Annotated in this window: 12 protein-coding genes; 8 read left to right on the plus strand and 4 right to left on the minus strand. The window is 65.2% G+C overall.

The window, feature by feature from the left end; genetic code table 11:
- Nucleotides 1–17 precede the first annotated feature (17 nt).
- The 5 genes from ABT24_RS06745 (at nucleotide 18) to ABT24_RS06765 (ending at nucleotide 4,562) form a co-directional block, all read left to right on the plus strand.
- Nucleotides 18–608, plus strand: a complete 591-nt coding sequence (locus tag ABT24_RS06745; protein ID WP_276728785.1) for an acyloxyacyl hydrolase — start codon at nucleotides 18–20, stop codon at nucleotides 606–608.
- Nucleotides 609–644: 36 nt separating this feature from the next.
- Nucleotides 645–1,295: a histidine phosphatase family protein gene (locus tag ABT24_RS06750; protein ID WP_276728782.1), complete on the plus strand. Its 651-nt coding sequence runs from the start codon at nucleotides 645–647 to the stop codon at nucleotides 1,293–1,295.
- A gap of 95 nt (nucleotides 1,296–1,390) precedes the next feature.
- Nucleotides 1,391–1,888 carry a DUF2844 domain-containing protein gene (locus ABT24_RS06755; protein WP_276728779.1) on the plus strand — a complete coding sequence of 166 codons (498 nt, stop codon included), beginning with the start codon at nucleotides 1,391–1,393 and terminating at the stop codon, nucleotides 1,886–1,888.
- Nucleotides 1,889–1,900: 12 nt separating this feature from the next.
- Nucleotides 1,901–3,154, plus strand: a complete 1,254-nt coding sequence (locus tag ABT24_RS06760) for a DUF3443 domain-containing protein (protein ID WP_276728776.1) — start codon at nucleotides 1,901–1,903, stop codon at nucleotides 3,152–3,154.
- 88 nt (nucleotides 3,155–3,242) lie between these two features.
- Nucleotides 3,243–4,562 carry a DUF3443 domain-containing protein gene (locus tag ABT24_RS06765; protein WP_276728772.1) on the plus strand — a complete coding sequence of 440 codons (1,320 nt, stop codon included), beginning with the start codon at nucleotides 3,243–3,245 and terminating at the stop codon, nucleotides 4,560–4,562.
- Between the two features lie 12 nt (nucleotides 4,563–4,574).
- On the opposite strand, the gene ruvB is transcribed toward ABT24_RS06765, so the two are convergent.
- Both ruvB and ABT24_RS06775 read right to left on the minus strand, forming a co-directional pair.
- A complete protein-coding gene (gene ruvB / locus ABT24_RS06770; protein WP_276707911.1) occupies nucleotides 4,575–5,633 on the minus strand; it encodes a Holliday junction branch migration DNA helicase RuvB in 1,059 nt (352 codons plus the stop codon).
- A 40-nt stretch (nucleotides 5,634–5,673) separates the two neighbouring features.
- Nucleotides 5,674–7,653 carry a monovalent cation:proton antiporter family protein gene (locus ABT24_RS06775; RefSeq protein WP_276728770.1) on the minus strand — a complete coding sequence of 660 codons (1,980 nt, stop codon included), beginning with the start codon at nucleotides 7,651–7,653 and terminating at the stop codon, nucleotides 5,674–5,676.
- Nucleotides 7,654–7,936: 283 nt separating this feature from the next.
- Here ABT24_RS06775 and ABT24_RS06780 point away from each other — a divergent pair, with 283 nt between their 5' ends.
- Both ABT24_RS06780 and ABT24_RS06785 read left to right on the plus strand, forming a co-directional pair.
- Complete coding sequence (locus tag ABT24_RS06780) at nucleotides 7,937–8,140, plus strand: cold-shock protein (RefSeq protein WP_041608319.1); 204 nt, start codon at nucleotides 7,937–7,939, stop codon at nucleotides 8,138–8,140.
- A gap of 101 nt (nucleotides 8,141–8,241) precedes the next feature.
- Entirely contained in the window at nucleotides 8,242–8,379 is a 138-nt protein-coding gene (locus ABT24_RS06785; protein WP_276728767.1) for a hypothetical protein, read from the plus strand.
- 28 nt (nucleotides 8,380–8,407) lie between these two features.
- Here ABT24_RS06785 and ABT24_RS06790 read toward each other — a convergent pair whose 3' ends face one another.
- Nucleotides 8,408–8,755 carry a c-type cytochrome gene (locus ABT24_RS06790; protein ID WP_276728765.1) on the minus strand — a complete coding sequence of 116 codons (348 nt, stop codon included), beginning with the start codon at nucleotides 8,753–8,755 and terminating at the stop codon, nucleotides 8,408–8,410.
- Nucleotides 8,752–9,261: a c-type cytochrome gene (locus ABT24_RS06795; protein ID WP_156054025.1), complete on the minus strand. Its 510-nt coding sequence runs from the start codon at nucleotides 9,259–9,261 to the stop codon at nucleotides 8,752–8,754. The genes ABT24_RS06790 and ABT24_RS06795 overlap by 4 nt, the downstream gene beginning before the upstream one ends.
- 328 nt (nucleotides 9,262–9,589) lie before the next feature.
- Here ABT24_RS06795 and ABT24_RS06800 point away from each other — a divergent pair, with 328 nt between their 5' ends.
- Nucleotides 9,590–12,223, plus strand: coding sequence for a cation-translocating P-type ATPase (locus tag ABT24_RS06800; RefSeq protein WP_423837802.1), 2,634 nt, complete (start codon nucleotides 9,590–9,592; stop codon nucleotides 12,221–12,223).
- Nucleotides 12,224–12,263: the final 40 nt, after the last annotated feature.

The raw sequence follows: 12,263 nt of genomic DNA on the forward strand, positions 1-12,263 counted from the left end.
CCCCAAAGAGGTCTGCGATGCAAAACCCAACTTCTCAAAATCCTCATCGGCCCAAGCAAGGGGCGAATCGGCCCGGGCTCACCCCAGCGGCGCTGCGCCGCGCGGCCCTTGCCGCCGCCCTGCTGTTCACCACGGGGCTGGGGTCGGCGCAGGCCACCGAGCTTTCCGCGCTCTGGGGTATCGACAAGGGCCACAGCTACAGCAATGCAACGCTGGCCCTTCAATCCGGCCCGCTGTGGCAACACGATTTCGCGCATAGCCGCCTCGACGTGGTGCTCGAAGCCTCGTTGGGGCAAGTGAGCAGCTCGGAAGGCCCCGGCAGCCGTCACCTCACCCACGTCGGGCTCACGCCCTTTGCGCGCTGGTGGTTTGCGCCGCAGACGGCGATGGAATTCGGCATCGGCGCCAACCTGTTTTCGGGCACGACCCTCGGTGCCAAGCGAATCTCCACCGCCTACCAGTTCGGCGATTCCATCGGCCTGCTGCATCGCTTCGCGGGCACGCCTTGGACGCTGGGCGCGCGCCTCACCCATTACTCCAACGCCGACATCAAGCGCCCCAACCCGGGGCAGGACTATGTGCAACTGCGGGTGGGCTACACCTTCTGAAAGGCGGGTGCAGGGCTGCGGCACAATGCGGGCACCATGCTCGACAACCCGCCCGAACCCACCCGCATCATCGCCATCCGTCATGGTGAAACCGACTGGAACGCCGCTTCGCGCATCCAGGGTCATACCGATATTGCGCTGAACGCGCGCGGGCTGGAGCAGGCCCGGCTGGCCGCCCGCGCCTTGGCCGATGAGCCCTTGGCCGCCGTGTACGCCAGCGATCTGCAACGGGCCTGGCAGACGGCGGAAGCAATTGCCGCGCCGCACGGCCTGAGCGTCATACGCGACCCCGGCCTGCGCGAGCGCTGCTTCGGCGCGTTCGAGGGCCATAGCTTCGCCGCGCTGGAACCGCTGCACCCCGAACTGTGCGCCCGCTGGCGTCACCGCGACCCGACCTTCGCCGCCCCCGGCGGAGAAACCCTGCGCGACTTCGCCGACCGCGCCCAGACTACCTTGCGGCGCAATGCCGCGCGCCATCCCGGCCAGCTCATCGTCGTCGCTGTGCATGGCGGCGTGCTCGATGCCTTCTACCGCGCCGCCACCGGGCAGGAACTGCAGGCGCCGCGCAGTTTCGAACTGCGCAATGCCGCGCTCAACCGCCTGCTCTACGCCCAAGGCCAGCTCACCCTGGTGGGTTGGGGCGATACTGCGCATCTCGATCGCAGCCTGAATGAAGGCGTGCAATAGTGCCAGCTTCACCGTTTTTTCTGCGCTGAATCCATCAAGAAAAGGGTCACGAGTCGCTAGACTGCAGCTTTTGTTTCTGTTCGCTCCACCCCGCCATGACTGCTGCCCGTACCCGTCTGTTTTCATCTCTCTTGGGGCTCACCCTTGCACTGAGTAGCCTTTCGGCCCAGGCCGGGCTGGGCCGTCCGTTGTCAGAAGCGGCCCAGGACGGCAATCCGGTGAGTCAGGTGCAACGTGTCGCAGCGCAGGCCACGTCCGGCCCGACTGCAACCCGCAATGCGTCGGCCGTTCAATCGCAAACCGTGCAAACGCCGCAGGGCGTGACGGTCACGGAATATGCCAACGCGGCGGGCACGGTGTTCGCCATCACCTGGAAGGGGCCATTCAAGCCCAATCTGCAACAACTGCTCGGCAGCTATTTCGCCCCCTACGTCCACGCCGCCCAGACGCAGACGCAACAGCTCAATGTCTCGCAGGTGGCGAGCAGCGACATCGTCGTGCACAGCGCGGGCCGCATGCGCGGCTTTCTTGGCGTAGCCTGGGTGCCCACGCTGGTTCCTGCCGGTTTCGACCCCGCCAGCCTTCAGCCCTGAGGCTGCGCCGCCATGTTGACCGGACTGCGCTCCTGGCGCCTTAGCCGCCGCTGGATGCGTCTGGCCGCCCCCGCTGCGCTGGCTGGCCTGCTGTTGACCGGCTGCGGAGGCGGCGGCAGCAGCGCGCCACCACCGCCACCATCTGTCACCCTGAGCAGCCCCGCAACGGGCAGCAATGTGGCGGCGGTCAGCATTCGTCAGCTCCAGAGCGCCCCCAGCATCACGGCGAACACGCCCTATGTCGATGTGAAGGTCTGCGATGCCAGCGGCAACTGCCAGACCATTCCCGACGTGATGGTGGATACCGGCTCGGCGGGGCTGCGGCTTTTTGCCAACAAGGTCGCACTCAATCTCCCTGGCATTGCCTCGGGCGGCGGCACGCTGGCCGCCTGCGCCCAGTTCGCCTCGGGCTATGCCTGGGGCAGCATGCACCTGGCCACGGTGCAAGTCGGCGGCGAGGTCACGACCACGGCCATCCCCGTTCAGTTCATGAACGACCCCGCACTCCCCGCCGCGCCTTCGACCTGCGCCGCACAGGGCATCGACTTCGCCACCCGCTTCGCCCCGGTGGCCAACGGCATTCTGGGCATCAGCAATTTCATTCACGACTGCGGCGCAGGCTGCACCGCGGCCACGCCAGCCGCCGACCGCCCTGCGATGTATTACCGCTGCGCGAGCGGCGCTTGCAGCCAGACCAGCGCCGAACTTTCGCAACAGGGCACCAACCCCATTTCCGCGTTTGCCGTGGACAATAACGGCAGCATTCTCACACTGCCCGCCGTGGCGCCCGGTGGCGCTGCCAGCGCGACCGGCACGCTGGTGTTCGGCATCGGCACGCAATCCAACAACGCGCTGCCCGCGGGCGCCGAAATTTTCCCCATCGGGCAAGATGCCTACATCGACGGCCGCATCGATGGCGTGATGGGCCGCGGCTTCATCGACAGCGGCTCCAACGGCTACTTTCTCGACCTCGACCCCAGCGTCGCCCGCTGCACGCCCAACGCCGCATTCAGTTGGTACTGCCCCAGCAGCCCTGTTGCGCTCACCGTTCAGCTCAGCGGCGCCTCCAGCGCGCAGACCCTGGTCATCGGCAATGCGCAGACCATGTTCGACCAACAGTTCACCGCCCTGCCCGCTCTGGGCGGCACCGCCGCCATCGCCCAGTTCGCCGATCTCGGCCTGCCCTTTTTCTACGGCCGTCCCATCGCCACCGGGTTGGAGGACAGCAGCAGCGCCAGCGCGCCCTACGGCTACTGGGCGTTCTGAAGCCGATGGACACTGTCATCTGAGCTGCGGTTCAATGATTCGGCGATGACCACCGACTTGTATTTAACCTAGCCCCGAGGCCGCAACCATGCCGCAAGCAAGCCGATCCGCCTTTTTCCGCGCAGCATCCGTCATCGCCGCTTTGAGCACAGCACTGTTGCTCGCGGCTTGCGGAGGAGGCGGTGGCTCCGGCGGCACGGACAGCCCCTCACCCACACCGAGCTACAACACCGATCTCAGCAACATCAGCCCCGGCAACAACACAAACTTGGGCGGGGTTGCTGGTCTGCCCACCGCCACTGGCAGCAACGTCGTCCCCGTCAGCATTCGCCAACTCGGCAGCAACACCACCACGCTCACGGCGAACACGCCTTACGTCACCGTCACGGTCTGCGCGCCAGGCGGCAGTCCTTGCCAGTCCATCCCAGACGTGCTGGTGGACACCGGCTCGCAGGGGCTGCGGCTGTTTTCCGCTGCACTCAACAACGCTCAACTGAGCGCTCTACCCCAAATCACCAACGGCAGCTCCACCTTGGCGGCCTGCGCGCAGTTCGCCTCGGGCTATGCCTGGGGCAGCATGCGGCAGGCCATCGTGCAGATCGGGGGTGAAGCCACCACGACCGCGATCCCGATCCAGATCATGGATGACGCCGCGCTGCCCGCAGCGCCCAGCAGTTGCAGCGGCACGGGCGGGGTCGATTTCGCCAGCAATTTTTACGGCATCGCCAACGGCATTCTGGGCGTGAGCAATTTGAAGTACGACTGCGGCAGCGCCTGCGCTCAAAGCGCCAAACCGGGGGTGTATTTCGCCTGCACCGGCAGTACCTGCACGGGGACGACAGTGGACACTTCGCTGCAAGGCATCAACCCCATCGCGGCATTCGCCACGGACAACAACGGCAGCATCCTCGCCCTGCCCGGCGTGCCGCTGCCCCTTGGCGCGCCCAGCGCAAACGGAACGTTGATTTTCGGCATCAATACGCAGGCCAACAACACGCTGAGCGGCGCGCAGCTTTATCCGCTCGACAGTGCGGGCAATCTGTCTCTGACCCTGAATGGAACGCCCGTCTCGGGCTTCGTTGACAGCGGCTCCAACGGTTATTACCTGGCGCTCAGCGGCGTGCCGACCTGCTCGCAGACCTCAAGCTTTTACTGCCCGTCGCAGGCATTCAGCCTGGCGGCCAGCCTGCAGTTGGCTGACCGCTCCTATGGGCCGACGCAGAACATCGTGATCGGCAATGCGCAAGAGATGTTCCAGACACAAAACGCCGCCCTGCCCGCGTTGGGCGGAACGGCGGCCATTCCGGGTTTCGTGGATCTGGGGCTGCCGTTTTTCTACGGCCGTTCAATCGCCACGGGACTGGAAGGCAGCAACGCCAGCGCGCCGAACGGCTATCTGGCGTATTGATCTCGCCGGACCTCAGCCGCCGAACAGATCGCCGCCCGGGCGCTGCGGCGCGGCCAGGCCGAGATGGGCGTAGGTTGCCGCGGTGGCGATGCGCCCGCGCGGGGTACGCTGCAAGTAGCCCTGCTGGATGAGGTAGGGTTCGATCACGTCTTCGATGGTGTCGCGCTCTTCGCCAATGGCCGCGGCCAGATTGTCCAACCCCACCGGCCCGCCGTCGAAGCGGTGTACCACCGCTTCGAGCAGCTTGCGATCCATCACGTCGAAACCCAGCGGATCGACGTCGAGCATGCGCAGTGCGGCATCGGCCACTTCGGCGCTGATTCTCCCGGCGGCTTTCATGTCGGCATAGTCGCGCACCCGGCGCAGCAGGCGGTTGGCGATGCGCGGCGTGCCGCGGGCGCGGCGGGCAATCTCGACCGCGCCGTCCGGGTCGATGACGGCGCCGAGCAACTTGGCCGAACGCAGCACGATGCGAGTCAATTCCTCGGCGGTATAAAACTCCAGCCGCGCGACGATGCCGAAACGGTCGCGCAAGGGGTTGGTCAACATGCCTGCGCGCGTGGTGGCGCCAACCAGGGTGAAGGGCTGCAGGTCGATTTTCACACTGCGCGCGCCCGGCCCTTCGCCGATGAGGATGTCGATCTGATAATCCTCCAGCGCCGGATAAAGAATCTCCTCGACCACCGGCGAGAGGCGGTGAATCTCGTCGATAAACAGCACGTCGTTGCGCTCCAGATTGGTCAGCAGCGCGGCCAGATCGCCCGCGCGTTCGAGCACCGGGCCGGAGGTCGAACGCAGGTTGACGCCCATTTCCCGCGCCACGATGTGCGCCAGCGTGGTCTTGCCCAGACCCGGCGGGCCGAACAGCAGCACGTGGTCGAGAGCTTCTTCGCGCTTGCGCGCCGCGCCGATGAAAATGTCGAGCTGCTCACGCACCCGCGCCTGGCCGACATAGTCGTCGAGCTGCTGCGGGCGCAGCGCACGCTCGGCCACGGCCTCCTGCGGCGACACGGCCGCAGCATCGATCACCCGCGCGGGGCTGGCAGCAAAGGCATCAGGTTGAATGGGCACGGCAGGCGGCGCGAAGAACTGGAAATCCGCACAGCATAGATCAACCGCGCAGCAGCGCTTCTTCCGCCACGGCCAGCGCATCGGGCAGGCCGGAAAGCACCACGGTATCGCCCTCTTGCAGCAGCAGGGTGGGAGCGGGTTTGAGCACCTGACCGTTGCTGCGCCGCACCTGCGTGACGCGCGCGCCCTCGCGGCTGACCGCACGCAGCATCTGCCCCACGGCGGCGGCTTCGGCGGTGAGGGTGATCGATTGCAGGCGCGGCTGATCGGCGTCGTCCAGCGAGGCATCGTCGCTGCCGTGAAACCAGTCGCGCAGCAGGCTATAGCGCTGCGCGCGCGCATGTCGCACCCGTTTGAGCACGCGCGGCAGCGGCACGCCCACCAGAGCCAGGGTGTGAGAGGCCAGCATCAGCGAGCCTTCGAGAATTTCGGGCACCACCTCGGCAGCGCCAGCCTGGCGCAACTCTTCCAGCGGGCCATCGTCCATGGTGCGCACCACCACTGGCACATGCGGCGCATGCTCGCGCATGAGATGCAAGATGCGCAGCGCCGAATGCGTCTCGACATAAGTGATGACCAGCGCACTCGCCCGCTGCAAGCCAGCCGCTTGCAGCGTGGCCAGCCGGGTGGAATCGCCATACACCACGTTCTGCCCGGCGGCCTTGGTCTGCGCCACCCGGTCGGGATCGAGGTCGAGCGCAAGGTGCGCAATGTGCTCGGTATCGAGCAGGCGCGCCAGATTCTGCCCGCAGCGGCCGAAGCCGCAGATGATGACGTGGTTCTGCGCCTTGATGGAACTGCGCGCGATATTGGTGAGCTGCAGCGAGGCGAGCATCCAGTCGGCCGACGACACCTTCAGCACGATGCGGTCGATGTACTGCCCCAACAGAGGGGTGTAGAGCATGGAAATGACCATGGCCGCCAGCACCGGATTGAGCACTTCGGGCGGAATAAGTTTGTTGCCCGAAGCGATATTGATCAGCACGATGCCGAATTCACCCGCAGGCGCCAGCCACAGCGCCACCCGCAGGCTCAAGCCGGGCGGCGTCTTGCGCAGACGCTCGATGCTGAACACCAACGCGGCCTTGACCAGCGGAGGCAGCACGGCCAGCAGCAGCACCAGCCACCACTGCGCCAGCACCAGCCGCCAGTCGAGCAGCATGCCGATAGTGATGAAAAACAGCCCGAGCAGCACGTCGCGGAAGGGGCGAATATCCGCCTCCACCTGCGCTTTGTAGGGCGTTTCGGCAATGAGCATGCCGGCCAGAAATGCGCCCAGCGCCAGCGACAGCCCGGCCAGCTCGGTGATCCAGGCCAGCCCCAAGGTGAGCAGCAGCAGGTTGAGCATGAACAGCTCATCGGACTTGCGCTTGACCACGATGCGCAGCCAAGGCTGCAGCAAGCGCCCGCCTGCCAGCAAAATGACCGCCAGCACCAGCACCGCCTTGATGGCAGCAAACAGCAGCAGCCGCGGCAGATCGGCGCTGTGCGAAGCCAGCGCTGGAATCAGGATCAGCAGGGGCACCACCGCCAGATCCTGAAACAGCAGCACACCGATGATGTGACGGCCATGCTCCGAGTCGAGTTCAATTTTTTCCGCCAGCAGCTTGACCACGATGGCGGTGGACGACATGGCGAACGCGCCGCCGATGGCAATGCCCGCCGCAATCGCTTGCGACCAGAACTTTGGCATGAACCCGGCAAACGCCAAACTGGCCAGCAGCACCACCGCCAGGGTCGAGAGCATTTGCGCGGCGCCCAGCCCGAACACCAGCGAACGCATGGCCTTGAGCTGGCCCAGGCTGAATTCCAGGCCAATGGAAAACATCAGGAACACCACGCCGAATTCAGCCAGATGCTGCAACCCGGCCGTGTCTCCGGCCAGCGCCAGGGTGTTGGGGCCGATGACCACGCCTACTGCCAGATAGCCGAGCATGGGCGGCATGGACATGGCGCGAAACACAGCCACGCCAATCACGGCGGCAGCGAGGTAAAGCAGGGTGAGTTCGAGGCCGGTCATCTTGGAGAAAAAGGCTGGCGAAAATTTTGTATCTACCCGGCGCAGCATAAGTCATGCCCAAGTTCCCAACGCGGATCACACGTCGAGCCCGAAACCAATTACAATCGAATTCGTAGTAACGCAAAAGTAGGTCGTTTTGAAGAAGATCGTCGAAACCCAATCCGTCTGTTCTGCAGCGGTTTGCGGCCTGATTGAATTCCCCAAGTGATTTCTGGCGTGTTTCTGCACTGCGCTGGCATGTTGCTGCGCAGCTCATTCACTTTTTAGGAACTCAAAAATGGCTATGCAAACTGGCGCCGTCAAATGGTTTAACGAAAGCAAGGGCTTTGGCTTTATCGCCCAGGACGGCGGCGATGCCGATCTGTTCGTGCATTTCAGTGAAATTCAAGGCAATGGCTTCAAGACCCTGGCAGAAAACCAGCGCGTGCAATTCGAAGTCAAGCAAGGCCCCAAGGGCCTGCAGGCTTCGAACGTGACGCCGCTGTGATCATGATCTGATCCCGCAAGGGCTCAAACAAAAAACCGCAGCCTTGGCTGCGGTTTTTTTATTCCCGATGCGGGACAATGCACACAACAAGGAGCGTCATCATGCCCAAAGGTCAGCAACGGACGAACAAGGAAGTCAAAAAACCCAAGGCGGACAAATCTCCGCCCAAGCCAATTTCGCCAGATGCGGTGCGGCCGGAAATCGTCACCCTCGTGCCGGATCGTCACAAGAAAAAATGAGCGCCACGCCCGGTTGGGCGTTCTCTTTTCAGTGCGCGAGCTTGAGGCTCAGAATCCACTTCGCCAGATCGAGCGCCTGATGCGGGTTCAGGTAGCCGTCCGGGGCGTAAGCGGGCATCGGAATCACGCCCCATGTGCCTTGATGGCCGTTGAGAATCGCGTCTTGCAGAATGGCCGCAGCGTTGGGGTTGTGAGCGTAACGTTGCGCCACCGCGGTGTAAGCCGGCCCGACCTTCTTATGGTTGATGGCGTGGCACGAAAAACAGCCCTGCGACTCGGCCAGTTTTTGCATGTCGGAAGCGGTGGCGGCCCACGCGACGGCAACCGCTCCCCAGGCGAGCGCGCCGCCGATGACGATTCGACGCAGCCCAATCACTTGAATTGCTGCCCCATGGTGGCGCCCTTGGAGAGCTGGGTGAGATAGGCCACGAGGTCGATCATTTCCGGGCTGTTATACGCCGGGGGCTTGCCGACGATGCCGGCGCGCACGCAATGCACAATCTGCCGCTCCAGGGTGTAGACCGCGTGCTTCTTGGCCTTGAATTTCGGATAGTTGGCCGCCGCGCCGATCAGACTGGGCAGGTGAGCGCCCGCCGGGGTCGTGCCCTCGGTTTTGCCGCCGTCCGTGTGGCAGGCGGCGCAGGTCATGAGATGGCTGCTGAAGGCGTTGGTCGGCACCCAGGTCTGCTTGGTGCCGAAGGTGTCGTTGGCGAAAATTTGCGCGCCTTGCGCTGCGGCCTCGTCGATCGACGAGACTTTGGCCGTGGCGGTGAACTTGCCCGCCGGTGCGGTCGCGGCAAAGGCCGAGCCTGCTGACAGCGCCAAGGCGGTCATGCAGAGTGCGGGAATGAGCGATTTTGATGAACGCTTCAGTTGGAACATCGTTGTCTCCTCGCGCGGTTGCGCAGTTGCGTTTTTTGATTGTGCTGCGACTGCAAGCCGGTAGCGGTGAGAAGATGTGACAAGGTGCTTGCAGAGGTGTGCGCGGTGTCATCCAAACCCAGAACATGCGCTGCTAATCTTTGCGCATTCCGGCCATCAGCGAGCGCCCGTGCCCCTTCCCGAACAAGCTCATGAGAAAACGCAGGGCCGCCCCAAGTTTTCTTGCCCACCTGGCGGCTTGCAAGCCGCTCGGGAGGCGGCCGCTGCAAAGCGGTGGCCTGGGGGCGCTCTCTGGCATGCCCGCGAAGCGACTGACGCGCTGGCGGCCTTGCAAAGCGATGCGCAGCGCGGCCTGAGCGCGGACGAAGCCAGGCGGCGCCTGCGTGAGCAGGGCCCCAATAGCCTGCCCACCCCGCCCCGGCGTGGCCCTTTGCGCCGCTTCGCGCTGCAATTTCATAATCCGCTGATTTATGTGTTGCTCGCAGCAGGGTGGGTCACTTTGCTGCTGCGCGACTATGTGGACACCGCGGTCATCTTGGGAGTGGTGCTGATCAACGCCGTGATCGGCTTTGTGCAGGAGGGAAAGGCTGAGCAAGCGCTGGCCGCTGTGCGCGCCATGCTCGCCAGCCGGGCCACCGTGCTGCGCGACGGGGTGTATGCCGAGTGCGACGCGTCCGAGCTGGTGCCCGGTGACCTGGTATTGCTGGAATCCGGCGCCCGGGTTCCAGCCGACTTGCGCTTGCTGCAGGTCAAAAACCTGCGCATCGACGAATCTGCGCTGACGGGCGAATCAGTGGCCACCGAGAAGGACACCGCCGCAGTAGACCAGGCAACGCCCGTGGCGGAACGCCGCTGCATGGCCTACGCCGGAACCGTAGTGCGATACGGCCAGGGGCGGGGTGTGGTGGTGGAAACCGGGCGCACGACGGAAATCGGCCGCATCGGTGACATGGTGCGCGAGGCCGCCGTACTGGAAACCCCGCTGACGCGCCGCCTCGACCGCTTCTCGCGCCAGATCACCTGGGTGATTCTGCTGTTGAGCGCCCTGACCTTCGCCTTTGGGGTTGCCGTGCGGCATATGCCCATGTTCGATGTGTTTCTCGCCGTGGTCGGGCTCGCGGTTGCGGCGATTCCCGAGGGCCTGCCGGCCATCGTCACCATCGTGCTGGCGATCGGCACGCGCAATATGGCGCGTCAGCGCGCCGTGCTGCGTCGCCTTCCCGCCGTCGAAACCCTGGGCTCGGTCACCGTGATCTGCACCGACAAAACCGGCACGCTCACCCGCAACGAAATGACCGCGGTGCGGGTCATGCTGACGGGATGCGAACTCGCCGTCAGCGGCGCGGGCTACGCGCCGATTGGCGTGTTCACGTCCGCGGGCAAGCCGATCCATCCGGCGCAGCATGACCCGCTGCAGGCGCTTGCCACCTGCGCCTTGCTGTGCAACGACGCGCAATTGCAGCAAGATGCGCAGCAGCAATGGCAACTCGTCGGCGATCCCACCGAGGGCGCGCTGCTGGCGCTGGCCTACAAAGCCGGTCTCGACGGGGCGGCGCTGCGTGCGCAGTTTCCGCGGATCGATGCCATCCCCTTCGAATCCGAACTGCGCTACATGGCCACGCTGCATCGCGACCCGCAGGGCAAGGCGTTCATTCTGCTCAAGGGCGCGCCGGAACAGGTGCTGGCCTTGTGCACGCTGGAGGCGAATGACGCGCCGGTGGTGCAGTCCGACTGGCTCACGGCCATCGAGCGGGCAGCGCAATCGGGCTTGCGCGTGCTGGCGCTGGCACGCTGCGAAGCCGCCTCCGACCTGGCGCAACTCACTGTCGCCGACATCACGCCGCGGTTCACCCTGCTGGGCCTGGCGGGCCTGATCGATCCGCCGCGCGATGAGGCCGTTGCCGCAGTGGCCGAGTGCCAGCGGGCCGGACTGCGGGTGAAAATGATCACCGGCGACCACGCCGCAACCGCCGCAGCCATCGGTGCGCAGATCGGGCTGAATGCCGCGTTGCCGCTCGACGGCGCAAGCATCGACCCACTCGATGAGGCCGCCTTGCGCCGCGCCTTGCTCCAGACCGACGTCATCGCCCGCGCCAGCCCGGAACACAAACTCCGGCTGGTGCGCGCGCTGCAGGCCGATGGCGAGCTCGTCGCCATGACCGGCGACGGCGTGAACGACGCACCGGCGCTCAAGGCCGCCGACATCGGCGTGGCAATGGGGCGGCGAGGCACAGACGCCGCGCGCGAGGCCGCCGATCTGGTGCTCACCGATGACAACTTCGCCACCATCGGCCGCGCCGTGCGCGAAGGCCGCGCGGTATTCGACAACATCAAGAAGTCGCTGCTATTCATCCTGCCGACGAATATCGGCGAGGCTGGCGTGATTTTGTTCGCCCTGCTGGCAGGTCTGGCCCTGCCGGTTACCGCCAGCCAGATCCTGTGGGTGAACATGGTCTCCGCGGTCACACTGTCGCTGGCGCTGGCCTTCGAGCCGCCCGAAATCGACGTCATGCAGCGGCCGCCGCGCTCACCCGCCGAGCCGCTGATCACCCGCTCCATGCTGGTGCGCATCGGGTTCGTCAGCCTGCTGATGGGCGCAACAACCTTCGGCATTTTCGAGTGGGAACTGGCGCGCGGCAGCAGCCTTGAGTTTGCACGCACCGCAGCGGTCAATATGCTGGCCTTCGCCGAACTGGCCTATCTGTTTCAGGTGCGCAGCTACACCGCCTCGGCGCTGCATCGCACCCTGTTGCACGGCAATCCGGTGGCGCTGGCGGTGGCCATTTTGCTGGTGCTGCTGCAGCTGGCGTTCACCTACGCGCCGCCGCTGCAGTCACTGCTCGGCGGCGCGGCGCTGCCGCCGTCGTCGTGGGCAATGATCCTGGGGCTGAGCCTGGCGGTGTTTGCCGCCATCGAGATCGAAAAGGCGCTGTGGCGGCGAATGGGCCTGCAGCGCATGTGACGGCGCATCCGTGGCGGGAGCCGACCCCGCCGCAGCAAGC

The sequence above is a fragment of the Thiomonas sp. SCN 64-16 genome (genome assembly GCF_001725585.1).
In the GTDB taxonomy this organism is placed as follows: Bacteria; Pseudomonadota; Gammaproteobacteria; order Burkholderiales; family Burkholderiaceae_C; genus Thiomonas; species Thiomonas arsenitoxydans.

Coding starts and splice junctions, on each gene's coding strand:
- ABT24_RS06775 (WP_276728770.1), bottom strand. CDS start 7,653: ATGACCGGCCTCGAACTCACCCTGCTTTACCTCGCTGCCGCCGTGATT.
- ABT24_RS06785 (WP_276728767.1), top strand. CDS start 8,242: ATGCCCAAAGGTCAGCAACGGACGAACAAGGAAGTCAAAAAACCCAAG.
- ABT24_RS06750 (WP_276728782.1), top strand. CDS start 645: ATGCTCGACAACCCGCCCGAACCCACCCGCATCATCGCCATCCGTCAT.
- ABT24_RS06755 (WP_276728779.1), top strand. CDS start 1,391: ATGACTGCTGCCCGTACCCGTCTGTTTTCATCTCTCTTGGGGCTCACC.
- ABT24_RS06795 (WP_156054025.1), bottom strand. CDS start 9,261: ATGTTCCAACTGAAGCGTTCATCAAAATCGCTCATTCCCGCACTCTGC.
- ABT24_RS06745 (WP_276728785.1), top strand. CDS start 18: ATGCAAAACCCAACTTCTCAAAATCCTCATCGGCCCAAGCAAGGGGCG.
- ABT24_RS06765 (WP_276728772.1), top strand. CDS start 3,243: ATGCCGCAAGCAAGCCGATCCGCCTTTTTCCGCGCAGCATCCGTCATC.
- ABT24_RS06780 (WP_041608319.1), top strand. CDS start 7,937: ATGCAAACTGGCGCCGTCAAATGGTTTAACGAAAGCAAGGGCTTTGGC.
- ABT24_RS06760 (WP_276728776.1), top strand. CDS start 1,901: ATGTTGACCGGACTGCGCTCCTGGCGCCTTAGCCGCCGCTGGATGCGT.